The organism is Marinovum sp. (assembly GCF_048263515.1).
Classification (GTDB): Bacteria; Pseudomonadota; Alphaproteobacteria; order Rhodobacterales; family Rhodobacteraceae; genus Marinovum.
Genome location: NZ_JBLXEC010000020.1, coordinates 50719 through 76410 on the forward strand (window position 1 = coordinate 50719; position 25692 = coordinate 76410).

Sequence of the window (25692 nt, forward strand, 5' to 3'; positions counted from 1 at the left end):
CTTACAAATTCATGAAGTCTCGGGCAAAATTCTCGACATCGTGGCGCTGCACCTGGCGCGACAGCGCCTCGCGCCGGGCCGCCAGATCGGGCGCCTCGGCGAAGGCCACCACCGCGGGGATCGCGGCCCGCATATCCTCGTGAACATGCGGCGCAAACAGCGACCGGGCCCCCGGCCAGTCGTGCACCACCGGCAGCGCGCCCGAGGCCATGCCCTCCAGCACCGAGGTATGACAGCCCTCGCTGTCGGAACTCGACAGGATGGTGCCGACGCCGCGATACCATTCCTCCATGTCACCACCCGCCGGATCGAATCGGATCGAGGCCGCCAGGTCGGGATCGTCGAAGATCCGCCGGAACACGGTCTCGAACCGCGCGCGGGTCTCGTCCTCGCGGTTCCAGACCCACTCGATTTCCCACGGCATGGCGCTGCGCACCGCCAGGCGGAAGCGCGGATCCTCGGCCCTGAGCGCGGCAAAAAACTCCACCGCCCGGTCGAACCGCTTGTGCTCGAAGGGGTTGATGCCGACCAGCCCGAGCGTGAACCGCGCCTCGGGCAGCTTCGGGCGGTGCAGGCTCTGCCAGTCGATATACTGCGGGATCACATGAATGCGCTCCGGGTCCACGCCGTGACGCGCGATCATCCGGTCGCGGAACCAGTCCGACACCACGATCAGCGCATCGACATTCGCCCAGTTGACCCGCACCGGGAAATCGCGAAAGGCCTCGAAGCGGTGCAGCCGCACGATCAGCTTCGTGCCCGGGCGCTTGTTGTTGCTGTGCCAGACCGCGTTCTCGCAGCACCATTCGCAGAACACCGTATCGGCGTCTCCGGGCACGCCGGGGCGGCCCATGGGCTTGACCGTGCTGCGCCAGGGCTCCCAGCTGATCTCGATCTTGCTGTCGCTGCGGGTGAGATCGATGAACTGGCGCAGGAACTTGCGCTCATGGGTCGGAATGTGGATGCGACGGCGGGATCCGGTCAGCGCAGGGGCATCCGTCCTCCAGCCGCGGATCGCCCGGCCCAGGCGGGTCGACAGGGCCTCGGCCGAGAACCGTTCCGAGATCTCGGCGATCCGCGCCCGCGCGGCGCGATAGCGCGCATCGCCGCGGCTGCGCAGGAAGTCCAGGACACGGGCCGGGATGTCATCGTGCACGATATCGATGTAATAGGGGTAATCCGCGCCGAACAGCGACCGGTTGAGCGCATTGTCATTCAGGATCGGCGGCACGCCCAGGGTGCAGAATTCGACGATCTTGGTCGAGATCTCGATCACGTCGTCATAGCGGTCATGGCGCAGGCAATAGGCGAAATGCGCCGCCCCCATCCGCGCCTTGGCCTCGGCATGGGGCACGTTGGTCACTAGGTTGATGCCCCGCAGCAGGCCGGCCTCGACGCTGCGCCGGAACCCGTCCATGCGCTTGAAGAAGTCGCGATAGCGGGCACGGTAGGTGTCCTTGCCGGCGATCAGGCTGACCGACAGGTCAGGATGGTCGGAGACCGCGGTGGCGATGTCGAGCAGCCAGTCGAAACCGTAGTGCAGATCGACCTTGCCGGAGTAGCACAACACCGTCGGACCCTCCTCCGGCCGCGCCACCGGCGGGCCGCGGAACACGATCGGCGGCACCACATGCACCCGGTTGGCCGGGTAGTCATAAAGCGATTCCAGCGCCCGCTGCGCGGTCTCGCTCTGCACCACGATGGCATTGGCCGGATTGGCCCCGCCACCGCGTGCCAGGCGCACCCATTCGGGCTCGGGCGCGCTCAGGTCGGGGATCGCGCTGGGGGCATAGACGACGACACGGTCGCGCAGCCCGGGCTCCGCCAGCAGCCGGGTGAGATACTCGGTGCCGCGCACGAAGATCCGGTCGTAAGACCCCGCGGCCGCCTCCCAGGCCGAGAGCGCATCGATCAGCGTGTCGGGGCGCAACTGCGTGTCGGTCAGCCCGGCGACCTCCAGCACCTGCTCGGCGCCCACCATGCGGATCGAGGCGGGCAGTTCGCGCGCCAGCACCGGGTTTTCCATCCGGTGGGTCAGCAGCAGATCGGTCTCGAGGTCGGATTGCAGCGCCAGCAGCTTGCAGACATTCAGGAGCCAGATCGTCGAACCGTCGATCAGGTTGAAATTCTGTTCGGCCAGCACCGCGACCTTCATTGCGCCATCTCCCCTGCCAGTTGCGGCTGTCCGGATCCGTCGGCCCCGGGGATCACCTCTTCGACCAGGCCGCTGACCGTGCGGAAGAGCGGCGCCTGCGAGCGGGCCACCGGGCCGGTGACCTGGATCCGCCAGCCCCGTTCGCGGGCGATGCGGCAGGCGTCCATCACCTGACGGTTCAGCCGCATGTTGTCGATCGACCATAGGCCGGCCCAGTCGCCGGGGGCCTCTTCGAGCCCCAGCCAGTCGATGACGAAACGGCCGGGCTGGCCGGTGGCCAGGTCCGACAGCAGGCTGACCCGGCTGGCCCGGGTGATCTCGCGGCCGGCCAGATGCGCACAGGGCCCGATGGCCACCACCCGCTCGTCGGGAGCGGCGGTGCGCAGCGCCACCCGCGGCAGGACATGGGTGTCAAACCCCGCGGCCTCCTCGGGCGCCGCCTCGGACACCTGCGCCTGCGTGATCTCTCCCAGCCCCAGCATCCGCGACATCGGCGGATGCGTCTGCGCCGCCCCGGTCAAGGCGCGCGACATCGGCGCCACCCGGCGGGTCCAGTAGATCGAAGGCTTGATCGGGTTCATGACGGCCGGATGCCCCCCCTTCGTCAGGGTCTCGGCCACCATGCCGGCCAGGGTTTCCATGTCGCCTTCGGGAAACAGGCTGGCATGGATATCCAGCGCGATCTCGTCGAGCGGCGGAATGTCGGTCATGAAGACCGGCACGCCGTAGGCTGCTGCCGTATAGGGCTTCAGCGGCGCCACCAGTTCGGTCACGATGGTCCGGCGGCGCGGGATGATCACCGCGTCGAGCATCGCGTAATAGGCGCCGATCCTGTCGGGCGCGACCTGCGGCACGAAATGCACATGCGCCGCCACCCCCTGCGCCTCGGCCTCGGCCTTCAGGCGCGTCTCGGTGGGCACGGCATGGGCCGACCCGATCAACCCCTTGGGCACGCTCGAGCCGACGATCACCAGATCGGCATCCACCCCCTTGCCGCGCAACCGCGCCATGAGCGGGATCAGGTCGGAACTGCCCTCGTAATCGCTCAGCGACCCGACATAGCCCAGCAGGTAACGCGCCGAGATGGCAAGGCTGTCGCGCGTGATGCCCTTGGGGATACGCCCCGGCGTGGCAACCCCGTTGGGCACCAGGTGGATCTTGTCGGCGGGCACGCCGCGACGCACGAGCTCGTCGCGCATGGCCCGGTTCAGCGTGAACACCGCCTGCGCCGCCCGGGCGATGCGCACCTCGTTGTCGCGGTTCTGCGCGTAATCCGCCGAGGCCTCGTAGCCCGGTTCGGTGGCGGCGCGCGACATCTCCCAGAAGCCGCGCTGCTCGTAGAAGAACGGCACCTTCCAGCGCCGCGCGGCATATTGCGCAGGTTCGGCATTCTCCCAGTTCGAGACCGCCAGCACCGCCCCCGGACGATAGATCTCGAAGGCCTGCATCAGCACCTTCTCGGCCTCGCGCAGGCGCGCGCGCCGGTTCATCTCGGGCGTGGCGCGGCTGGGCAGGAAGACATAGCGCACGCCGTCGACCACCTGCTCGGTGGCCACCCGCGCGGTGGCATCGAACCCCTCGATGTCCCAGGGACGTCCGGGGCGGTTGAAGACGATCACGTCATGGCCGGCCCCTTTCAGGGTGCGGGCCACCTCATGGGTGCGCACGGCATAGCCGTCGCTGGTATAGGGATAGCTGTGATCGACCACATAGGCGACGCGGCGCGGCAGGCACCAGTGTTTCGGGTCTCTGTCTTGCACCATGTCTCACCAGCCCCCGTGCGGCATGCCCGGCCGGATCGAGCGCTCTTCGCTTCGCCCCGCCATGACGTAATGCACCAGGGGGTTGATCTCCATTGCCGCGATGTCGGGATAGAGCCGCAGGTAGTGCCCGGTATCGAAATGCGGCCCCGGATCGCGCCGGTCCGGCCCGCCGTGGGTCAGGAAATGCAGGGCGGCATCGCCCCCTGCTGCGGCGACATCAGGATAGGCCTCATGATACCACCGGGCATCGAACAGACCGCTCTCGCGGATCACGCGCAGGTGGAAGCGGCGGCGCAATCGCGGCCAGAGCCGCATGAGCCCCCGCATCACGAGGCCAGGCCGCGGCGGACGCTGCAAAACGACCGGCGGCATGGCGCGCAGAACGGCGACTTCCTGCTCCAACGAGACCTTCTGCGCATAGAGGCTCTCGACCCTGGCCTGCAAGTCGGCCACCACCGCCGGCAAATTCGAACTTGTCATGCGCGGCTCGGGAAAAGGTTTCATTCAATGCGCCGAAATATCCATAAACTCTGCCTGACCCCGGTCGGATTTTCAGGCTGGTGCTAAATGGCCTTGATTGGATGGAAAGTAAAGCGAAACTCCCGGCCGCATCGCCTCGCCGGTGGTGATCCCGCCGCCCGCGCGGTATCGGGACGCGGAAGCTGCCGGCGCCGGCAGCCCCCGGTCCGTGCGCGGGCCGGGACGGACCCGCAACGAAACCGGATCAGGATGCTCGCGTCATGGCCTCCCCGCCGCCCAGCCATTTCGATCCCGCCTGGTATCTGGCGGCCTATCCCGATGTCGCCGCCGCCGGGCGCGATCCGCGGCGCCATTACTGCCGTCACGGGCGCCGCGAAGGCCGCCTGCCGGTCTTCTTGCCGGCGCTCTGGCGCGAGCGCGACCTGCGCTGGAACATGCTCGAGGAGGGTGAGGCGGCGCTGGTTGCCATGGCCCGGGGCGCGCCCGGCCCCAACCGCGCCTATGCCGCCATCGCCTGCGCCCGGGCGGCCGCCCGGCGCGGTGACTGGAGCGCCGCCCAGGACTGGCTCCGCCCGCTTGAGGTGCAGCGCGACCTGATCGGGCTGACCGGCACCCCGGACCCGGTGCTGCTGGCGCTCGAAGCAGCGGTGGTGACGGGCGAGCTGCCCCGGGCCCGGAGGCTGCTCGCCGCCGCGCGCCGGGCGTTCGGCCGCCTGCCCGACCTGATGCTGGCCGCCGCCAACCTGGCCGCCGCCGAGGCGGGCCATGGCCCGCCCTGGGCACGTGCCATGGCGCGGCTCTATGCCCGCGCCTGGCTGCGCGGCGTGGCGGTGGCGGAGGGGGAGGCCCCCGCCTTCGACCGGCTGATCCCGGCGCGACCGCCCCGCCCCACGGGGCTGGCCGGTCCGCTGGTCAGCGTGGTGATGCCCGCCTTCAACGCCGCCGCCACCATCGGCACCGCGCTCGCCAGCCTGAGCGGGCAGAGCTGGCAGGCGCTGGAAATCCTCGTGGTCGACAATGGCGCCACCGATGCCACCGCCGCCGTGGTGCGCCGCCATGCCGCGGCCGACCCGCGCATCCGCCTGCTTGACGGCAGTGCCGCGCCCGGCGCCTATGCCGCGCGCAATATCGGCGTGGCCGCCGCCCGTGGCGCCTTCATCACCGTGCTTGATGCCGATGACTGGGCCCATCCGGCGCGCATCGCCCGGCAGATCCGCACCCTGCGCCGCAACCCGGCCGCCGCCGCCACGATCTCCGACTGGGTGCGGGTCACGCCAGACCTGCGGTTCACCCGCTGGTGGCAGGACCGGGGCCATATCCATCCCGATCTCTCCTCGCTGATGATCCGCGCCGAGCTGCGCGCGCGGCTGGGCTACTGGGACCGCGCGCGCGCCGGCGCCGACAGCGAATATCACGACCGCATTCTCGCGATCTGCGGCGCGCGGGCGATCGTGCCCACCGCGCCGGGCCTGCCGCTCAATTTCGGGCGGCTGCATGACCGGTCGCTGACCCAGGTGGCCGAAACCCGCATCGACACCCAGGTCTTCGGCGCGCGGCGCAGCTACATGCTGAACGCGCGCCGCTGGCACGAAGGCGCGGAGGAGGACCTGCCCCTGCCGCAGCACCCCGCCCGCCGCCCCTTCGACCTGCCGCCCGCGCTGGCGCTGCGCCCGCCCGATCCGCCTGCCGCCGCCGAGGCGGTGCCCGCGGCCGAACGTGCCGGGCTCTACGACGACGCCTGGTATATGCGCAGCTATCCCGATCTGCGCGCGCAGGAGGCTGACGGGCTGGCCCATTACCTGCGGACCGGCGCCGCCGAGGGCCGCGATCCGGGACCGGATTTCAGCACCTCGGGCTATGCGCTGGCCCAGGAGATCGCCCCGGAGACGGCGCTGGCGCATTACCTCGACCACGGCCGGGCCGCCGGCGCCGACCCGCTGCCCGACTGGCAGGGCGCCCTGCCCGCCCCCGCCCCCGGGCGCCATGTGCTGGTCTTCGGCCACCAGGCCGGCGCCGAGATCTTCGGCGCCGAACGCTGTCTTGTCACCACGCTCGAACGCGCCGCCGAAGCCGGGATCACGCCCTCGGTGGTGCTGCCCCGGCTGCTCAGCCACGACTACCTCAAGGCGCTCCTTGCCCGCTGCCACAGGCTCCATGTGCGGCCCTATGGCTGGCGCTTCGGCGGGGTGGCGCCCGATCCGCGCAGCCAGGCCCGGCTGACCCGGCTGATCCGCGACAGCGGCGCCGTCGAGGTGCATCAGAATACCGTGGTGCTGGACGCCCCGTTGCGCGCCGCGCGCGCCGCCGGCGTGCCCTCGGTGGTGCATGTGCATGAATTGCCCGCCTCTGACCTGCGGCTTTGTGCCGACCTGGGCCTGGCCCCCGAGGCGCTGCGCGCCGAACTGCTGGCGCAGGCCGATCGCTTCGTCGCCAATTCCCCGGCGGTCCTGCGCTGGCTGGACCTGCCGCCGGCGCGCGCCCTGCTGATGCCCAACCGGGTGGACCCGGCGCTGGCCGATCTGCCCTTCGCGCCCGCCACGCCTCCCCGCATCGCCCTGATCGGCAGCCTGACCGCCCGCAAGGGGATCGGGGATGCCCGGGCGGTGGCGCGGGCGCTGGCCCGGTCCGGCCTCGCCGGTGAGATCCGCCTGATCGGCCCGCAAAGCGCCGACCTGGACCGGCTCGGCCCCCTGCCTGCCAACATGCGCCACATGGGCTATGCCCCGGGCCCCGCGGCCGCGCTGGCGGAGGCCGATATCGTGCTCAGCCTCAGCCAGGTCGCCGAAAGTTTCGGGCTGAGCGTCTTCGAAGCGCTCTGCGCCGGGCGGCCGGTGGTCTGCTACGACCGCGGCACCCCGCCCGACCTGGTGGGGCGCGACGGCGCGGCGGGCCATGTGGTTCCCGCCGACCGCCCCGACCTGGTGGCGCGGGCGCTCGCCCCCTGGCTGAAGAGCCCCGCCGCCCTGCAGGCGGCTTCCCGAAACGCCCGAGAACGCGGTGCACGGCTTCTCGCCGACCATGCCGGCACCAGCGCGGCAGACCTGTTCCGGGCGGCGGCTTCCGGCCCCGATCTCCCCGATTAGGCACGGATAGAGGTTGCAATCGACCCTGAATTCAGTACCACCCGCGCAGCATTCAATTTATCAAGAGAGACCGAGTTTTGAAAATACTGGTCGTGTTCGGCACCCGCCCCGAAGCCATCAAGATGGCTCCCGTCGTCAAGCGCCTGCAGGCAACCTCCGGCCTCGAAACCCATGTCTGCGTCACCGCGCAACACCGCGAGATGCTCGATCAGGTGCTGCGGCTGTTCGACATCACGCCGGATTTCGACCTCAATATCATGAAACCGGGTCAGGACCTGACCGATATCACCGCCAACATCCTGCTGGCGCTGCGCGATATCCTCAAGGAGGGCGGCTATGACCGGCTGCTGGTGCATGGTGACACCACAACGACCATGGCCGCGGCCCTGGCCGCCTTCTACGCCCAGGTGCCCGTGGGCCACGTGGAGGCCGGGCTGCGCACCGGCGATATCTATGCCCCCTGGCCCGAAGAGATGAACCGCTCGCTGGTCGGCCGGATCGCCACGCAGCATTATGCCCCGACCGAGACCGCCCGCACCGCGCTGCTGGCGGAAAACGTGCCCGACGACCGGATCATCGTGACCGGCAATACCGTGATCGATGCGCTTCAGGACGTGGTGGCGCGGTTCGACGCCGATGCCGGGCTCGATGCACAGATGCGCGCGCGCTTTCCCTTTCTCGAGGAGGGGCGCCGCATGGTGCTGGTCACCGGCCACCGGCGGGAGAATTTCGGCACGGGTTTCGAGAACATCTGCCACGCTCTCAAGGCGGTCAGCGAAGAGGCCAATGCCCAGATCGTCTACCCGGTGCACCTCAATCCCAATGTCCAGGCCCCGGTCAACCGTATCCTCGGCGAGGCCGGCGATGTCCACCTGATCGAGCCGCAGGACTACCTGCCCTTCGTCTGGCTGATGCGGCGCGCCCATGTCATCGTCACCGATTCCGGCGGCGTGCAGGAGGAGGCTCCCAGCCTCGGCAAACCCGTGCTGGTGATGCGCAACACCACCGAACGGCCCGAGGCGGTCGAGGCGGGCACCGTGCGGCTTGTCGGCACCGATGCCGAGAAGATCCGCAGCGAGACGCTTCGGCTTCTGACCGACGATGCCGCCCATGCCGAAATGGCGCGCGCGCTCAACCCCTATGGCGATGGCCGGGCAGCCGAACGCATCGCCGCCGCGCTGACAGCGGACGCCTAATTATCCTGCTTTTTTGATCCAGAAGGACACATTCCAGATGTTCGAACGTATTTCGATGATCGGGCTCGGCTACATCGGCCTGCCCACCGCCGCGCTCTTCGCGGCCTATGGCAACCGGGTGATCGGGGTGGATGTTTCCCCGCATGTGGTCGACACCATCAACGCCGGCAAGATCCACATCGTCGAGCCCGAGCTCGACGGCATCGTGCACAAGGCGGTGACCGAGGGCATGCTGTCGGCCACCCTGACACCGGAGCCGGCGGATGCGTTCATCATCGCCGTGCCCACCCCCTTCAAGGAAGGCTTCGAACCCGATCTCAGCTACATCCGCTCCGCCGCGAACATGATCGCCCCGGTGCTGGAAAAGGGCAATCTGGTGATCCTCGAAAGCACCTCGCCGATCGGCGCCACCCAGCAGATGGCCGAATGGCTGGCCGAGGCACGCCCCGATCTCAGCTTTCCGCAGACCGCGGGCGATGCGGCGGATGTGCAGGTGGCCCATTGCCCCGAACGGGTGCTGCCGGGGCACGTGGTGCACGAGCTGGTGGAGAACGACCGCATCATCGGCGGCATGAGCGCGCGGGCCACCGAGATGGCCACCAAGATGTACAAGCTCGTGGTCAAGGGCGACTGCATCGCCACCGACGCCAAGACCGCCGAGATGTGCAAGCTGGTGGAAAACTCCTCGCGCGACGTGCAGATCGCTTTTGCCAACGAGCTGTCGATCATCTGCGACAAGTTCGACATCAACGTCTGGGAGCTGATCAGCCTCGCCAACCGCCACCCGCGGGTCAACATCCTGCAGCCCGGTGCCGGCGTCGGCGGCCATTGCATCGCGGTCGACCCCTGGTTCATCGTCGCCTCCGCCCCCGACGAGGCCAAGCTGATCCGCGCCGCGCGGCTGGGCAATGACGCCAAACCCGACTGGGTGCTGGAAAAGGGCAAATCCGCGGTGATGGACGTGCTGTCGGCCGATCCCTCGCGGGCAATGAAGGATATCAAGGTGGCCTGCCTCGGGCTGGCCTTCAAACCCGATATCGACGATCTGCGCGAAAGCCCCGCGCTGGGCATCACCCGGCGGTTCGGCGAGGTCGGATGCCGGGTGCTGGCGGTCGAACCGCATATCGAGGCGCTGCCCGGCAAGCTGGACGGGCTGCCGATCACCCTGACCCCGCTGGAAGAGGCGCTGAAGGAGGCCGACGTGATCTGCGTCCTGGTCAAGCACAGCGCCTTTGCCGACCTCGCGGACAAGCTGCCAGAAGGCACCCCGCTGGTCGATGTGGTCGGGCTCTGAGACCGCCTCTCGCCGCGGCCGCCCACGGGCCGCGGCCGCGCCGCGCGGGGTCTCCGGCCCTGCGGCAGGCTCTATATCTGGCCCGAGATCCGGCCTGAGATCTGGCCTGAGGCTTTGCCTGGTGCTCGGCCTGCTGGTCGGGCTGGCACTGCCGCTGCAGGCCGAAGTCACCTATTACCGGATGACCTTCGACCAGCTGCGGCCGGTCGCGGGCGGGTTCGAGGACCGCGGCAAAGCCTACCGGTTTCGGCGCGAGGGCGGCGGCGCCCCCCTGACCACCCGGCGCGATTGGCGCAGCGGATCCGCGGCGCTGGTGCTGAAGACCGACCCGGCCCCGCCGGGCGCCAGCCACGACCGCGCCGAGATCCAGATCCACAGCGGCATCACCTGGAACCGCGACTGGGTTGCCTCGCTCAGGTTTCGCATTCCCGATCACGGCGCCCGCGTGGCCGACTGGCAGGTCCTGATGCAATGCCCGCAGGCGGGCACCGACCTGCCGCCGCCGATCTCGGTCGACCTGGAACCGGACGGGCGGATTTCGCTGGTGGTCCGCTCCGAGCGCGACCCGCATGAGATCCTCTGGTCCGCCGCCCTGCCGCGCGGGCGCTGGGCGACGCTGGCGCTGGGGTTCCGCATGGGCGCCGAAGGCCGGCTGCGGCTCTGGCTGGACGGGCGGCAGATGATCGACACCCGCCTGCCGCTGGGCTGGCAGACGGGCGAGCGGCGCTGCGTGCTGAAGACCGGCATCTACCGCGCGCCCTCGGCCCACCCGTTTGAGCTGCGGCTCGATGACGTGACGCTGGGCGACAGCTACCGCAGCACGCTCACGCCCCGGTGATCGACCCCGCCTGCGGCTGGTCACCCCCCGGAGCCTGTCTCGGCCCCCGCCCGCCGGTCGCGCCCGGTCGTCTCTGGTCGTCTCTGGGCGCAGGCCTACCCGCGGGCGTAGACGTCTTCGTAGCGCACGATGTCGTCCTCGCCCAGATAGCCGCCGGTCTGCACCTCGATCAGCACCATCGGCACCTTGCCGGGGTTCTCCATCCGGTGCCTGACCCCCAGAGGCACATAGACCGACTGGTTCTCGGACAGCAGATGCACCTCTTCGCCCACGGTCACCCGGGCGGTGCCCTCGACGACGATCCAGTGTTCCGCCCGGTGGTGGTGGCTTTGCAGGCTCAGGGTCGCGCCGGGGTTGACGAGGATGCGCTTGACCTGAAACCGCCCCCCCAGCGCCAGCCGCTCGAACCAGCCCCAGGGCCGGTGGTCCCGGGGGAATTCCTCGGCCTGCGGCAGGCCGCGCTCGCGCAGCGCGCTGACCGCCAGCTTGACCTCCTGGGCGCGGTTCTTGTCGGCCACCACCGCATCGGGCATCGCCACCGCGACGATGTTGCTCAGCCCCAGCCCCACCAGCACCTGGTCGGGGGATTCCGCCCGCAGCAGCGTGTTGTCGCATTCGATGGCCACCGCCGCCCCCGCGGTGGCCAGCCCCGCGGCGTCGGGGCCGGCCTCGGCATGGACCGCCTGCCAGCTGCCCAGGTCGGACCAATGTCCGGCAAAGGGCACCACGCTCAGGTTGTCGGCCCGTTCCATCACCGCGTAATCGACCGAGATGTCCTCGACCCCGGCCCAGGCCGCTTCGTCCAGCCGCAGGAAGCCCAGGTCCGGGCGCGCGCCGGCCACCGCCTGGCGCACCGCGGCCAGCAACTCGGGCGCATGGGTCTCGAAGGCGGCAAGGATGGCGCGCACCGAGAACAGGAAGATCCCCGCGTTCCACAGGTGACAGCCATCCTCGAGCATCGCCTGCGCGGTGGCGGCATCGGGCTTCTCGACGAAGCCCGCCAGCCTTGCCGCACGCCCGGAGGCATCTGGCGGCGCATCCAGGCGCAGGTAGCCATAGCCGGTCTCCGGCCGATCGGGGGTGATGCCGAAGGTCACCAGATCATCGCGCGCCTGCACCACCCGCAGCCCCTCGGCCACCGCAGCGTGAAAGGCCGCCGTGTCGGGCAGGGCATGGTCTGAAGGCGCCACCAGCATCACCCCCTCGGGACGGGTCGCCGCGAGGTGCAGCGCCGCGGCCAGCACCGCGGGCGCGGTGTTGCGTCCTTCCGGCTCGATCAGCACCGCGCCGGGATCGATGCCGATGTCCTGCAGCTGCTGGGTCACCACGAAGCGGAAATCCGACCGGGTGACCATCGTCGGCGCGGCAAACTCCAGCCCGCCGCCCGGCGCCTCTGCCGCGTCCGACCGGCTCATCCGTCTGGCGGTGGCCTGCAGCAGGGTCGGGCCCTCGTCGAAGGCGACGAACTGCTTGGGGTGGTGCCGCCGGGACAGCGGCCAGAGCCGCGTGCCCACCCCCCCGCACAGGATGACAGGGCAGATTTCGGCACTTGCTTCGGCCAAGAGCGGATTCCTTTTACTGACACGCACGGTCGGAGGATCCGCCGGACCGCACCCTCTCCAGAGGCGACATTGGCATAGCCCGCAGCCTCGCGCCAGCCCGGGCGCATCGGCCCTACCGGCTCTCGGCCCGCCCCGCCTCCTCGGCCTGCCAGGAGGCGGTGAGCCAGGACTTCCAAGCCGCGTAGAAGGCATCGAACGGCGCCCGGGCACGGGCAAAGGTCTCGCGGTTGGTCTCGCGGTAATCCGCCTCATAGACGCAGCTGTGTCGTCCGGGTCCGAGCAGCGCGGTCAGTTCCTGGCGCTGGGGCAGCAGCGCTTCGCCCAGGGCGGCGTGCAGCCGGGCGGCCTGGGCGCTGTGGGCGCGGTCGTCGAACCGGGTCAGCACCAGCCGCAGCGACTCCCAGGAGAACTGCAGCCCGGGCCGCCCCAGGGCCCGGGCGGTGCGGGTTTCGCGTTCTTCGATGCCGCGGAAGGCTTCGTGCAGCAGCTCCAGGAAGGCGCTGGCCTCGGCCGCCCCCCGGGGATCCGCGACAAGCGGCACCAGCACCATGTCGGCGGCGGCCAGGGCGGTGACGGTCAGCGGCCCGAGGGGGGCCCCTGTATCGATCAGCACGGCGTCGTAGCGCGCCAGGACGCCCTCGGCGGCAAGCTGGTCGCCAAGCGCCTGCCAGGGCCTCCAGCTGCGGACCTGTGATTGCCAGAGCGGTATCTGCAGCCCCAGCCGGTGCAGCGCCGGCCCGGCGCCCAGCAGATCGACCCCGGGCCAGCGGCTGGCGGTGATCGCATCGGCGGCCGAGCGTTCCATCGCCTGGTCCATGGCCGCCTCCATCGGCACCGTGGGCTCGCCATGGTCCAGCCGGCGGCGGTTCTCCTGTCTGAGCTGGGTGCCGCAATGGCGCGCGATCATCGGGACCACGCTCCGATCCTCGGTCAGCGGAGAGCGGGTCAGCTGCTGCGTCAGCTCGGCCTGCGGATCGAGATCGATCACCAGCACCCGGTAGCCGTCCATCGCGGCCGCCAGCGCCAGATGCGCCACCGTCGTCGTCTTGCCGGCGCCGCGCCCGGTCTGGGCGACGGCGGTCACGCGCGCCCGAAGCCCGGCCGGACGATAGGGCAGATAGCGGCGCCCGCGGGCGCCGTGGCGGTCGAAGTGCCGCCGGAGGGCAAGCACCTCCTCGAGAGTGAACCAGCGCGCCTTGTCGCTGGAGCCGGAGGTCCGTCCCTGCGGCAGTTCGGGCTGCGCCCGCAGGACGCGGCGCAGATGCCCGGGCGCCATGGGGATCATGTAGTGGCAGATCTCCCAGGTAGAGAACAGGCGCAACGGCGGGGACGGGAGGGTCTCCGAGAAGGGGGCCTGGGCACAGGTCTCGGCGAGGGCCTTCAGGGTTTCGGTGGCGAGCGGTGACGGCAGATCCTGTGTCCCGGCGGGGGCGGTAGGGGCGGGAAGCTCCCTGTTCGATCCGGTGTCGCGATATGCCATGAGGTCTGCCTTCTGTTGAGCTGATGTCCACTATGTACCATGTTTCTTAGCATGTCCTCAAAAATACGCTACATTGATGTATATCGCTCTAGTTTGAGAAAAAGACATATCTCTCAGAGGGATAGAGAGGTGTGGCCTGCCAAGGGAAGCGTCACCGATTTCTCGAACGGCTGTTAATATTATTGTTATTTATAGTTACAGCGGTGGCGGCCTTCATCTAACGCATTGCTGGGTATGGGATAATTCCGGATATCTCGGCTCGGGGCGACTCTGATACCACGTTGAAACGACTCCGATCCCCCGATGCAGCGACTCCGAACCCCCGTTGTCCCGGTCTGTGGATAATTCTAGGGTGGTGTCACTGAAACCACGAAAAACGGAATCGGGCATCAACCGGGTGGGCAGCGTGACAGGCAGGCTGGAAACAGGCAGACAGGGGAGTGGTGGCGGGCTGCTGCCCGATCGCATGCGGCAGGGCGATTTCTTCGTCTGCGACATCTTCGATGCCATTCCCAAGGACGACCTTGCCAGCATGGAGCATCCGCTGTTTTCGCTGGCGACCCGGCCGGACCGGCGCATCCTGAACTACAGCCACAACAGCATCGAACTGACGGTGACGCCCTCGGTGCGCGGGCTGGCCACGATCCACGACAAGGACATCCTGATCTTCTGCATCTCGCAGTTGATGGCAGCGTTGAACGCGGGGCGCGCGGTGACCCGGACGCTGGTGCTCAAGGCGCATGATCTTCTGGTGGCCACCAACCGCGAGACCAGCGGCGACAGCTATCGCCGGCTGCGCGATGCCTTCGAGCGGCTGGCGGGCACCCGCATCACCACCAATATCGTCACTGGCGATATCGAGGTCACCTCGGGTTTCGGGCTGATCGAAAGCTGGGAGATCCTGCGCAAGTCCCGCGGCGGGCGGATGGTCAGCGTCTCGGTGACGCTCAGCGACTGGCTGTTTCGGGCGGTGCTGTCGAAATCGGTGCTGACGCTGAGCCGGGACTACTTTCGCCTGCGCAAGCCGCTGGAGCGGCGGATCTACGAACTGGCGCGCAAGCACTGCGGGCGTCAGCCGGCCTGGACGGTCTCGGTGGAGACGCTGCTGAAGAAATCCGGCTCGGCCTCGCCGCGCCGGGTGTTCCGGCGGATGCTGCGCGACATGATCGCCGCCGATCACCTGCCCGATTACGAGATGACCGAGCAGCCCGGCGACCTGATCCGCTTTGCCCGCCGCGGTGCGGTGATCGATCCCACCACCCTGCCCGTCCTGCGCCCCGAGACCTACGAGACCGCCCGGGCGCTGCGCCCCGGGGCGGATGTCTACGCGCTCGAGGCCCAGTGGCGCGCAGTCTGGCTGCGCAGCGGTAGCCCGCGGCTGCGCGCGCCGGACGCGGCGTTCCTGGGCTGGGTGAAGAAGCGGGACGGCTGAGCTGTCACAGCTCCAGGATGAGCTTGTGGTTGCGCAGGAGCAGGATCATGCCGATCGTCAGGATGATCACCGCCAGAAGATAGACATAGATCGGCTGGACATGCACCGCGTCATAGGTGGCATAGAACCCCTTGCGCATCTCGCTGGTCATATGGGGCAGCGGGATCATCATGAAATAGTCGCGCAGGCGGGCGGGCACGTTTTCCGGGATGAACAGGATGCCCGACAGGATGAACATCGGCCGGTTCAACACTGTCCAGAACCTTTCCCAAAGCGGTGCGATCGTAAACAGGTAGCAATTGAGCGTACCGATCGCCACGGCAAAGCTCAGGGTCATGGCCAGGGCATTGAAGATCGCCGGCCAGTGCAGGATCGGCCGGAGGTCATAGATCATGATGATGCCGGTGAGAATGATCGCCGAGACCAGAAGATGCGTCAGTGTGGTCAGGATTATCCTGGCAATCAGCGCATCGAGATATGTCACCGCCGGATAAGCTAGAAACGGCTTGGAGTATTTAAGGGAATTTGCCGTCAGCCCGCTGATCGAGGAATAGAGCAGAAAGGGCAGGATTCCGGTCGCGAAGAACAGCGGAAAGTTCTGCCCCAGCGACGGTGTGCGCGCGATTAGCGAAAACACGTAGCTCAGAAGCGCGATGCCCGCGACCGGCTCGAGGATCACCCAGAGATAGCCTCCCGGAGAGCGGCCGTAGGTGGTCACCATTTCACGCAGGATCAGCGCCGAGACCGACCGGAACAGGCGAAAACGCCGTCCACCGGGCCGTTGCGCGGGTGAGAGTGTCATGCAGCCCTTGCCTCTGGTCGTGGTCGTCACTTATCCGCTAAACTACGTCGTAAGAAACATGAATTGAAGGCAGAATTACAGGTGGCAGACACAGCAGCCCCCCACGCGGGCGCCCGGCCCGCCGCGGCAGCAATGGCCCCGGCCGCCCGTCCGGCGCGGATGAAGTTCCGGCATTGGATGGTACTCCTGGGCTTTCTGCTGTTCACCGTGCTGCCCACGGTGGGCGCGGGATATTACCTCTATGTCTATGCCGCCGATCAATATGCCTCGAAGGTCGGGTTCACCGTGCGGCGCGAAGAGGCCAGCTCGGCGATGGACGTGCTGGGCGGGCTGACTCAGATCTCCGGCTCCAGCTCCTCTGACACCGACATCCTGTACGAATTCGTCCAGAGCCAGGAGCTGGTGCGCGAGATCGACAACCGGATCGACCTCAAGACCATCTACCGCAAGCCCGAAGAGGATGTGGTGTTCCGCCTGAAGGACGATGCCAGCATCGAGGACCTGCTGGATTACTGGGACCGGATGGTGCGCATCCAGTATGATCCCGGCGCCGGGCTGATCGAGATCGAGGCTCGCGCCTTTGATCCCGACGATGCGCAACGCATCACCCGCGCCCTGTTCGCCCGCTCCAGCGAGATGATCAACGAGCTTTCGAGCATCGCCCGGGACGACGTGACGCGCTATGCCAAGGAAGAGCTCGACCAGGCGGTGACCCGGCTGAAAGAGGCCCGCCAGGCGCTGAGGGTGTTCCGCAACGAGACCCAGATCGTCGATCCGTCGGCCGATATCCAGGGTCAGATGGGCCTACTGAACTCGCTTCAGGCGCGCCTGGCCGATGCCCTGATCGAGTTGGACCTCCTCGCCGGCACGACCAGCGCCAGCGACCCCCGTGCGGTGCAGGCCCGGCGCCGGATCGAGGTGATCGAAACCCGGATCGAGGACGAGCGCCGCAAGCTGGGCGTCACCGGCACCAGCAGCGGAACCTCGGCCGCCTTCGCCGATCTGGTGGGCGAGTTCGAAAGCCTGCAGGTCGATCTGGAGTTTGCCCAGAAGGCCTATGTCTCGGCCCTATCCGCGCATGACACCGCCGTCGCCGAGGCCCGCCGCCAGAGCCGCTACCTGGCCGCCTATCTCGAGCCGACCCTAGCCGAAACGCCGCGCTACCCCCAGCGCCTCACCATCCTTGCGGTGCTGTCCGTTCTGCTGGTGGGAACCTGGACCATCCTCGTGCTGATCTACTACAGCCTGCGAGACCGACGATAACCCATGATCCGGCTGGAGAACCTGCGCAAATCCTTTCACTACCGTGGCACGGTCAAGCATGTGGCCAGGGGGGTGACGATCAACTTCCCCACCGGCAAGTCGATCGCGCTTCTGGGGCGCAACGGGGCGGGCAAATCCACCCTGCTGAACATGCTGGCAGGCGCCATGGCACCCGACGAAGGCCGGATCGTCATCGAGGGCACGGTGTCCTGGCCGGTGGGCTTTCAGGGCAGTTTCCACCGCGACCTGACCGGCGCCCAGAACACCCGTTTCCTGGCGCGGGTCTACGGTATCGATACCGACGAGATGACGCATTTCGTCGAGGAGTTCGCCGAGCTGGGAAATCACTTCCACCAGCCGGTGCGCAGCTATTCCTCGGGGATGCGCGCGCGTCTCGGATTCGGCTGCTCCATGGCGATCCGCTTCGACTGGTATCTTGTGGACGAGGTGACGGCGGTGGGCGACGCGTCTTTCAAGGAGAAGAGCGCGGCGCTCTTCCGAGACCGGATGGAGCACAGCAGCGCGGTCTTCGTCTCGCATTCCATGGGCGACATCCGCAACGTCTGCGATGCGGCGGTGGTGCTGGAAAACGGCTCCATGCGCTACTACGGCAATCTCGAAGAAGGCATTGCCCAGCATGAGAAGAACATGCGCAAGGGGCGATCTGCCTAGACCTGGCACATGCCACGAGACGTGCGAAGAGCCTTGCGGGCAGCCGGTCTTCCGCAGCCGGGCTCCTGCGGTGACAGAAGCATCATCCCCCTGATCCCGTAGCCGCCTTCGACCCCCTGCCGGGGTTGTGGGTCTCGACCCTCTGGCACTTCGTCACCACCTCAGCCCTACACGACGAACTTAGCACCTCATCAGCTTTCTGTGGACTTTGTTCGGTTTCTTGATGTAGGTCTTGAGAAGATGACTGGCGAGGATGAAACAAGATGAGAGAGCTTCTCGGCTCGGCCACACTCGAAGGATTCAGCGAGGCGCTGGACAAGGCCTTGCGGGCGCAGGCCAGCAGGCTGCATGCCCCGGATTTACGCAAGTCTGACAAGGCGTTGCGCCGTTTCAGCATTCGCGAGATGGCGGATATCGCCTATCGGATGAACTACAATACATTGCGGCACCATCTGAAGAATATCGACGGCCTGCCCCAGGGCATCATGGAGCCGGGCAATCGACGCACCTTCTCGCTGGAGGAAATTCACGAGATCCAGCAGCGGCTCTACGAGGCCGGCAAGATCCCGGACGAGATGTATCCGGGCAAGCGCGAGGGCGACCAGACCACCAAGTTGCTGTGCTACAACCTCAAGGGCGGCGTGTCGAAAACCACCTGCTCGGCCAACCTGGCACAATTTCTGGCGATGCGCGGCTTCAAGGTGCTGATCGTCGACCTCGACCCGCAGGCAAGCTGCTCTGACCTGTTCGACATCCAGGCCGATCTCGACGAACTCGCCTCGATCTATGACGTCCTGCGCTACGAGGACCAGGTGGATGGCGAGGCACGGGTGCCGATCGCCGACACCATCCAGGCAACGTATTTTCCCAATATCGACATCATCCCGGGCTCGATCTCGCTCACCGAGTTCGAATACGAGACCGCCAGTGCCGCCGCCAAGGGCATTCCCTTCTACTCGCGGATCTCCGACGCTCTGGGGTTGGTGGAGGACGCCTATGACGTGGTGATCTTCGACACCCCGCCGCACATGTCGTTTAGCGTGATCGCGGCGCTCTATGCCTCGAACGCCATGCTGATCCCGCTCTCGGCCGGCATGCTCGATGTTGTCAGCCTGGTGAAATTTCTCGACCTTGCCTCCAGCACGCTGGAAAGCATCGAGGGCGTCGATCCCGACAAGCGGTTCGATTTCGTCCGCCTTCTGCTGACCCGCTACTCGCCCAATGACCCGGCGCAGCTGCAACTGGGCTCCTTCTTGCGCAACACCTTGGGCAGTTCGATGCTGAACACGGATTTCCTGAACTCGACGGCGATTGCCGATGCCGGCAACACGATGAACCCGCTGCTCGAGGTCGATCCTTCGAGCTTCACCCGCAAGACCTATGACCGCATTCTCGACAGCCTGCATGGCATCGCCATGGAGATCGAGCGCGAGATCATGACCGGGCGCGGTCGGATCGCAGAGACCGAGGAGGCCGCCTGATGGCCCGTTCCGTCTTTGGCACCGGGGTCAGCCCCGAGGACGTCCCCGAGCGCCCAGCCCGCGTCAAGCGCAAGCCGATCATCAAGGGCGGCGCGGCGAGCGACAAGTACATCCGCGCCGCGACGCAAGGGGGCGCCGACCGGACCTACCAGGACATCGACGTAGACCAGATCCAAGACAGCCGCATTCGCGACCGGATCGACGTCAACGAGGACCTCGACAGCCTGGTCGACAGCATTCGCGAGAACGGCCAGCAGATTCCCATTCTGGTGCGCGTGATCCAGAATGGTGACAAGGCCTACGAAATCGTCGTCGGCCGTCGCCGTCTGGCCGCCACGCGGCGACTGGGTCGGCCCCGGATCAAGGCCTTCGTCTCCAGGATGGACGACCGCGAGGCTTTCGTCGCGCAGGGGATCGAAAACTCGGCCCGGCTCGAGACCAGCTACATCGAACGCGCCCGCGCAGCCGCGCAGGGCCTCGAGGCTGGATACGAGCAGAAGGACATTGCCGAATTCCTCAGCATCTCGCGCACGCTGATCAACTTCATGGTAAAAAGCTATCAGGCGCTCGGCGAGGACCTCGTGCTGGCCATCGGTCCGGCCCGCGGCGTGGGGCGGCGAAACTGGGACAAGCTGATCGGCGAGCTCGAGCGCACCGGGATCAGCCCCAAGGCCGCGGTAAACCTCGTCGATCCCGAGATCGAGGACAGCGTCGCCCGTTTCCACGCGTTGATGCGAACGGTTCAGGAGAGCGGGAAACGCAAAGCCCCCGCCCCTGCCCCGTCGCAGCAGGAATTTCTGGGCGGGCGGGTCTCGACCCAGCGCAAGCCACGGCAGATCATGGTCAAGGTCGGCAAGGATGCCCCCCCGGGATTACTTGATCAGATAGAAGCCCAGATCTCGGCCGTGCTGAAATCACATGAGGCACCAGGCGAGGACAGATAAGTCGTTGTAATAAAGCAATGAAAACAAATTTACCGCGGTAAATTCCACCGCGAGACAGCGCCCCCAATCGAGCCACAAGAACAAGGAGCAGACACCGGCGAAAGAAAAGCCCCCCCGAAAACCAGTTCCGAGAGGGCTCAAGGGTCTTGTAGCAAAGCCTTCGTAGCCTCTTGTCGCGGATTTTTCAACATCGGTATTCGGTGAACGGGTAAACTTTGCCGTCTGATAACGCGATGACCACACGAATGCCCGCGGTGCAGCCGCGCGGGCAAAGGCTGGCCCTTTGCCCGACCCCCGCCCGAACCCGCCTCTGCGTGGACCGTTGGGAGCTTCTGTCTCTCGTCACCGAGCTTCGACAGGAGCTTGGGCTGGCGGACCGGGACGTGATGGTTCTGCGGGCCCATCTGTCGGTGCTGCCACAGGGGCCGCTCGATCCGGGCGGTCTCAACATCTCCTTCATGTGTGTCGCCGAAATCCTTGCCCGCGCCTGTGGCATGGACGAGCGGCGCTTCCGGCGCGGCGAAGCGCGGCTGGCCGAGGCCGGCCTGATCCTGCGCCGGCTGAGCGGCAACGGCCGCCGGTTTCCCGAGCGCGACAGCAGCGGGCGGATCGTCTCGGCATATGGGATCGACCTGACCCCGGTGATTAGCCGTTGCGGTGAGCTCCGGATGCTGGCCTCCCGCCTGGAAGAGGAACGCCGGGCACTCCGTCAGCGCAAGAACAGCCTGAGCGCCCGCTTCAGCGCCGTCCTCCGAGACCTGTCGGCGCAGCGCCGCGCCCTGCCCGACCGGCTCGAACAGCTCCGCAGCCGGCTGCGCAAGACGTTGCGGCGAAAGGCGCCTGATCCATCGGCCCTGAGTGACCTGGAGGCCGAGGTGGCCGAGCTGGAACGGATGGTCACCGCGGAGTCCGCGCCCCCTTCAGCGGACAGTTCCGCCGAGGATGACGGTCAAACTGTCCGGCACATAGAGTCAGAACCCAAAGATAGAAACGCAGAGGGGCTGGACAGATTTGATCCGATCCGTTTCGCCGAAAGCTGGTCCCGGGCGAGGAACATCCGTGCGCTCTATCCGGACACACCAAGACGCCGATCGGACGCTGCCGCCGTGTTCCTTGAAGTCGCGGGGTTCCTCCGCCTTGATCGCCAGACCCTGGCCCAGGCCCTGGCGGCGATGGGCTGGCACGATACGCTGGGCGCGCTGGACTACCTGATAGAGAACGGTGCCTCGATCCAAAGGCCCACTGGCTACCTGCGATCGATCATCTCTGCATACAGGCCCGGCGCCGGCGCGGCCCGAAGGGGTGGCAGGTCAGGACCCCCGAGAAATGTGCCTGTTGCCGGTTTACCGGGGTAAATCGGTGACATTCAGAAGGGCAATCGAGGCGCCGGGGGGCCATGGTCCGGCACTCCTCAGCGACGCGAGGAGGGGCTCCTGGGCCGCGAGACCCCGACGGCGGGGCAGGGGGCCAGATCAGCCCCACGGCGCGGCGCTAAAGCCCCGCAGCCTTGGTCAGGTTCACCCGGAACCGATCCCGTCTGCGCTGATACCGGCGGGTCATCTCGGCCGAGGCATGGCCCAGATGCTTCTGGACGTAGCGCTCGTCGACCTCGGCCGAACTGGCAAGACCCGCGCGCAGGGAATGGCCGGAGAAGAGTGCCAGCCGCGCCGCCTCCGGCAATTCCGCCCGCAGGCCCGCGTCGCGCACCGTCCGCTTGATCAGCCGCGCCACATGCCGGTCGTTCAGCCGCCTGGCCAGCGCCCGCTTGCCGTCGCGCGAGGTGCCGACGAAGACCGGCCCGAAGTCGATCTTCGCGAAATGCAGCCAGTGCTCGAGCGCATGCACCGGACAGCTCTGCTCGGAGGAGCCGCGGCCGATCTCGACCTCGCGCCAGCCGGTCTTGGCATCGAGGGTCAGCAGCGCGCCGCCCGGCAGGATCTCGATCCAGCCGGTGCCGTCTGTCGTGTCGTCGCGGGCGACATCCAGCCCGGCGATCTCGCTGCGCCGCAACCCCCCGGCATAGCCCAGCAGCAGGATCGCGCGATCGCGCAACCCGCGCAGGTCGAAGGGCAGGGTGGCCACCATGGCGAGGATGTCCTCGGCGAGGATGGCTTCCTTCTGCACCGGCGGGCGGGCGTGCCTGCGCCGGATCCCGGCCAGCACGCTGGCGATGTGGCGGTTTCCGCGGTCGAGGGAGAACCCGCGCTGCGCGCAATTCCAGACAAGGCCAGACAGGCGGCGCTCGATCGTGCTGACAGCGAGGGGGGCGGGCGCCCGCTGCGCCGGCGAGGGGCCGGCGCCGGAGGCCAGATCGGCGAGATAGAGCCCGATCATCTCGGGCGAGGGGGGCAGGGGCTCGGCGCCCCTCATCCGGCACCAGCGGGTGAAATGCGCCCAGTCCCTGGCATAGGCCTTCAGGGTATTCTCCGAGGCTGCGGCGCGCGCGTAGTCGCGGGCGGTGTCCACCAGCCGGTCGAGGCTGCCCGAGCCCGCGACATGGGCGGGCAGGGTGATCGCGCCGTCGTCAGTATGCTCTCTCTCGTCGCGCTCGTGGTCGCGCGCCGTATCCGGGGGCATTGAGCATGGTTTCTCGGTTTCTGGGGGTCGGTTTTCGGGAGTTTTGCGCATGCTCCGGAGCATAACCAAAATATGTCCAATAAGGCAAAGTTATTGGACATGATAATGAAAAGAAAGGTAGGGCGGTTTGTGCGGCATTTTCTGGACAAAAGCGCCGGTCCAAGATAGGCTGCCGGCATGACATTCGCCAGCGATACCCGCATCAGCGCCCCTGAAACGCCTCCCCGGCCCCCCAGCTGGATCGTGTCGGGCAGCGCCGAAAGCCTTGAAGATGCGGCGTTTTTATCTGGCGCGGCACTGGCCTGCCTGGACCTGACCTTGGCCCGGGGCGCGCCCCCCAGAAGCTGTTGCGTGAGCGCCTGGCCCTGCGCGGGGCCGAGGCCTGTGTCGCTTTTTCCGGCCGTCCTGAACGCGCCGGGGAGCTGCGCGATGCGGTCCACCTGTTGCGCCCCGGTGACCTGCCCGGCCCGGCGGGCGCGGTCCTTCTGAGTTGGCAGCGGGCAGTGGCGCGCCCGATCTCCGCGGCGGCGCTGGTCCGGGCCCTGCCGGAGAGCCCGCCGGACCGGATCGCCGGCTGCCTGGCGGCGGGGCAGGGGGGCGCCCGCGGCCCCGTGATGCGGGCGGCGGAGGTGCTCGAGCACCTGCTGTCGGAGAACCCGCAGGCCGAGACGGCGGCGTTGATCCTGGCGGATGCGGCGCTGGCGCGGGCGCTCGGCTGGGAGCACCTGGTGCCGATGCTGGCCGCCGGGCTGACGCGCGCCGACCTGCGCAGGCGCGGCGCAGCGCTCCGGCTGGCCTGCCACCGCGCGGTGCGCGCATCGGCGCATGAGGCCACGGCGCTGGCGAGCGATCTGGCCCGTCGGGCGGCGCGCCTGACGGCGGTGACACCGCGGCTTCGCGCCCGGGGGGCGGCGCAGGCGGTGGAGATCTTCCTGACCCGGGATGCGGTGGCGTCTTCGGCTCTGCCCCTGCCGGCGCGGGCCGCGCGGCGGCTCTGTGACAGGCTGGTCGGGCTGGGGGCGGTGCGTGAGCTGACCGGGCGCGCCAGCTTCCGGCTCTACGGGGTCTGAGATGGCGAAGGCCCGCCCCGACCGGGAGGACCGGCTGGACCGCGCTTTGGACGGGCTGGCGCCAGAGCTGCGCTGGCGCGAATGGATGCGGCGGATCGAGGCGGTGCTCTTTGCCAGCTCCGCGCCGGTGCCGCGCGAGGACCTGGCACGGGTGGTGGGACCGGAGGCCTCGGTCGACCTGCTGCTCGAAGACCTGGCCGCCGATCTCGATGGCCGGGCCTTCGAGGTGGCGCGGGTGGGGGGCGGCTGGATGCTGCGCACCCGCCCGGCCTATGCGCCCGCGATCCGTGCGGCGGCGGCGGTGGACGACCGGCTGTCGAGCCTCTCGGAGTTCGACATCGCGGTGCTGGCGGCCGTCGCCTATCACCAGCCGGTGACGCGGGCGGAGTTGAAGGAGATCTTCGGCAAGGAGATCAGCCGCGACCTCATCGGCCGGTTGCAGGCGCAGGGGCTGATCGGCACCGGCCCGCGCAGCCCCCGCCGCGGCGCACCCTACACCTTCGTCACCACCGAGGCCTTCCTGGCGGTGTTCGACCTGGAAAGCCTGCGCGACCTGCCGGACCGCGAGCAGCTGGTGGACGCCGGGCTGGCACGGGGCTAGCGCGTGACCGGAGTACGCCGGTGCGGGCTCACCCAAAAACCGGGGGCCTCGGGGCCGTCTCAATTGCCTGCTGTCTTGCGTTGCTTTCTGCCCGGATGCTGGATACTCCACTCAAGGGATTTCCCGGGTCAACGTCTTATTCTGTTATAGGCTCCAGACTCGTTAATTTTCAGAGCCAGAAGATTACAGCCGCTGCGAGGGCTACGGCGGACATGAAAACTTTCGGGCATCTGTCATAGCGGGTCGCGACGCGGCGCCAGTCCTTGAGCTTGCCGAACATGATCTCGATACGATTGCGCCGCTTGTAGCGGCGCAATCGTATTTGACGGGCTTGCCGCGGGACTTCCGGCCCGGGATGCAGGGCTTTATGCCCTTGTCCTGCAAGGCGTCACGATACCAGTCGGCGTCATAGCCCCGATCGGCCAACAGCCATTCGGCCTCAGGCAGGCTGCTCAGCAGGGCCGCCGCACCGGTGTGGTCGCTCACCTGGCCGGCACTCATGAAAAACTTGATCGGGCGGCCGTTCGCGTCGGTGACGGCATGCAACTTGGTGTTCATGCCACCCTTCGTCCGCCCAATCAGCCTGCCACGCCCCCCTTTTTCAACCGCAGGCTCGAAGCCGTGCGGTGCGCCTTGAGATAGGTGGCGTCGATCATCACCGTCTTCCGGTCGGCGGCCTCGGACGCAAGCCCCTCCATCATCCGGGCGAAAACGCCCCGTTCGTGGCTGCACTCAGACCAGTGGCGTTCAGCCACTCACCTCCAGCGTTTCCATCGGTTGTAGAGCGTTTTCGCAGGACCATACTCCGGCGGCGCATCGGACCAACGCAAGCCATTGCGATTGATGAAGATTATACCGCTCAAGACCCGCCGATCATCGACCCTCGGTTTGCCATGGCTCTTCGGAAAGAACGGCCGCAGCCGTGCCATCTGCTCGTCGCTCAGCCAGAAAAGATTGCTCATCATGCCCCATCAGTTCCGGAGCATGAATCACGCCGGC

At 67.7% G+C, this 25692-nt stretch carries 18 protein-coding genes and 2 pseudogenes; 12 read left to right on the forward strand and 8 right to left on the reverse strand.

The window, feature by feature from the left end; genetic code table 11:
* Position 1: 1 nt before the first annotated feature.
* Genes ACN0SE_RS16375 through ACN0SE_RS16385 form a run of 3 tightly spaced genes read right to left on the reverse strand, consistent with a single transcriptional unit; the run spans position 2 to position 4398 of the window.
* Positions 2-2155: a glycosyltransferase gene (locus tag ACN0SE_RS16375; RefSeq protein ID WP_417525610.1), complete on the reverse strand. Its 2154-nt coding sequence runs from the start codon at positions 2153-2155 to the stop codon at positions 2-4.
* The gene (locus ACN0SE_RS16380) at positions 2152-3918 is read right to left on the reverse strand and encodes a glycosyltransferase (RefSeq protein ID WP_417525611.1); all 1767 of its coding nucleotides are present in this window, start codon (positions 3916-3918) and stop codon (positions 2152-2154) included. The genes ACN0SE_RS16375 and ACN0SE_RS16380 overlap by 4 nt, the downstream gene beginning before the upstream one ends.
* Before the next feature lie 3 nt (positions 3919-3921).
* Positions 3922-4398 carry a hypothetical protein gene (locus ACN0SE_RS16385; protein ID WP_417525612.1) on the reverse strand — a complete coding sequence of 159 codons (477 nt, stop codon included), beginning with the start codon at positions 4396-4398 and terminating at the stop codon, positions 3922-3924.
* A 260-nt stretch (positions 4399-4658) separates the two neighbouring features.
* On the opposite strand from ACN0SE_RS16385, the gene ACN0SE_RS16390 reads away from it, so the two are divergent.
* The 4 genes from ACN0SE_RS16390 to ACN0SE_RS16405 all read left to right on the forward strand — a co-directional run bounded on the left by ACN0SE_RS16390 (position 4659) and on the right by ACN0SE_RS16405 (position 10809).
* Positions 4659-7481 carry a glycosyltransferase gene (locus ACN0SE_RS16390; RefSeq protein WP_417525613.1) on the forward strand — a complete coding sequence of 941 codons (2823 nt, stop codon included), beginning with the start codon at positions 4659-4661 and terminating at the stop codon, positions 7479-7481.
* Between the two features lie 77 nt (positions 7482-7558).
* Entirely contained in the window at positions 7559-8677 is a 1119-nt protein-coding gene (gene wecB, locus ACN0SE_RS16395; RefSeq protein WP_417525614.1) for a non-hydrolyzing UDP-N-acetylglucosamine 2-epimerase, read from the forward strand.
* A gap of 37 nt (positions 8678-8714) precedes the next feature.
* Positions 8715-9971 (forward strand): UDP-N-acetyl-D-mannosamine dehydrogenase, encoded by a 1257-nt coding sequence (gene wecC / locus ACN0SE_RS16400; protein WP_417525615.1) that lies wholly within the window; start codon positions 8715-8717, stop codon positions 9969-9971.
* Between the two features lie 121 nt (positions 9972-10092).
* Positions 10093-10809, forward strand: a complete 717-nt coding sequence (locus ACN0SE_RS16405; RefSeq protein ID WP_417525616.1) for a heparin lyase I family protein — start codon at positions 10093-10095, stop codon at positions 10807-10809.
* Positions 10810-10904: 95 nt separating this feature from the next.
* On the opposite strand, the gene ACN0SE_RS16410 is transcribed toward ACN0SE_RS16405, so the two are convergent.
* Both ACN0SE_RS16410 and ACN0SE_RS16415 read right to left on the reverse strand, forming a co-directional pair.
* Positions 10905-12371: a mannose-1-phosphate guanylyltransferase/mannose-6-phosphate isomerase gene (locus tag ACN0SE_RS16410; RefSeq protein WP_417525617.1), complete on the reverse strand. Its 1467-nt coding sequence runs from the start codon at positions 12369-12371 to the stop codon at positions 10905-10907.
* A 112-nt stretch (positions 12372-12483) separates the two neighbouring features.
* A complete protein-coding gene (locus ACN0SE_RS16415; RefSeq protein ID WP_417525618.1) occupies positions 12484-13851 on the reverse strand; it encodes a ParA family protein in 1368 nt (455 codons plus the stop codon).
* Positions 13852-14317: 466 nt separating this feature from the next.
* Here ACN0SE_RS16415 and ACN0SE_RS16420 point away from each other — a divergent pair, with 466 nt between their 5' ends.
* Positions 14318-15283, forward strand: coding sequence for a replication initiator protein A (locus tag ACN0SE_RS16420; protein ID WP_417525619.1), 966 nt, complete (start codon positions 14318-14320; stop codon positions 15281-15283).
* A gap of 4 nt (positions 15284-15287) precedes the next feature.
* Here the strand turns inward: ACN0SE_RS16420 and ACN0SE_RS16425 are convergent, their stop codons facing one another.
* Complete coding sequence (locus ACN0SE_RS16425; RefSeq protein WP_417525620.1) at positions 15288-16085, reverse strand: ABC transporter permease; 798 nt, start codon at positions 16083-16085, stop codon at positions 15288-15290.
* Between the two features lie 81 nt (positions 16086-16166).
* On the opposite strand from ACN0SE_RS16425, the gene ACN0SE_RS16430 reads away from it, so the two are divergent.
* The 5 genes from ACN0SE_RS16430 to ACN0SE_RS16450 all read left to right on the forward strand — a co-directional run bounded on the left by ACN0SE_RS16430 (position 16167) and on the right by ACN0SE_RS16450 (position 21800).
* Entirely contained in the window at positions 16167-17348 is a 1182-nt protein-coding gene (locus ACN0SE_RS16430) for a hypothetical protein (RefSeq protein WP_417525621.1), read from the forward strand.
* 3 nt (positions 17349-17351) lie between these two features.
* Positions 17352-18020 carry an ABC transporter ATP-binding protein gene (locus ACN0SE_RS16435; protein WP_417525622.1) on the forward strand — a complete coding sequence of 223 codons (669 nt, stop codon included), beginning with the start codon at positions 17352-17354 and terminating at the stop codon, positions 18018-18020.
* A 263-nt stretch (positions 18021-18283) separates the two neighbouring features.
* Positions 18284-19501, forward strand: a complete 1218-nt coding sequence (locus tag ACN0SE_RS16440; protein ID WP_417525623.1) for an AAA family ATPase — start codon at positions 18284-18286, stop codon at positions 19499-19501.
* Positions 19501-20445, forward strand: coding sequence for a ParB/RepB/Spo0J family partition protein (locus tag ACN0SE_RS16445; RefSeq protein ID WP_417525624.1), 945 nt, complete (start codon positions 19501-19503; stop codon positions 20443-20445). The genes ACN0SE_RS16440 and ACN0SE_RS16445 overlap by 1 nt, the downstream gene beginning before the upstream one ends.
* 233 nt (positions 20446-20678) lie before the next feature.
* Positions 20679-21800 (forward strand): helix-turn-helix domain-containing protein, encoded by a 1122-nt coding sequence (locus tag ACN0SE_RS16450; protein ID WP_417525625.1) that lies wholly within the window; start codon positions 20679-20681, stop codon positions 21798-21800.
* 136 nt (positions 21801-21936) lie between these two features.
* Here ACN0SE_RS16450 and ACN0SE_RS16455 read toward each other — a convergent pair whose 3' ends face one another.
* Positions 21937-23022: a tyrosine-type recombinase/integrase gene (locus ACN0SE_RS16455; RefSeq protein WP_417525626.1), complete on the reverse strand. Its 1086-nt coding sequence runs from the start codon at positions 23020-23022 to the stop codon at positions 21937-21939.
* A 177-nt stretch (positions 23023-23199) separates the two neighbouring features.
* Between ACN0SE_RS16455 and ACN0SE_RS16460 the strand changes: the two are divergent.
* Both ACN0SE_RS16460 and scpB read left to right on the forward strand, forming a co-directional pair.
* Positions 23200-24092, forward strand: a pseudogene (locus tag ACN0SE_RS16460) (DUF1403 family protein).
* 1 nt (position 24093) lies between these two features.
* Positions 24094-24693: an SMC-Scp complex subunit ScpB gene (scpB, locus tag ACN0SE_RS16465; RefSeq protein ID WP_417525627.1), complete on the forward strand. Its 600-nt coding sequence runs from the start codon at positions 24094-24096 to the stop codon at positions 24691-24693.
* A 169-nt stretch (positions 24694-24862) separates the two neighbouring features.
* Here scpB and ACN0SE_RS16470 read toward each other — a convergent pair.
* Positions 24863-25655, reverse strand: a pseudogene (locus ACN0SE_RS16470) (IS5 family transposase).
* Between the last annotated feature and the right edge of the window lie 37 nt (positions 25656-25692).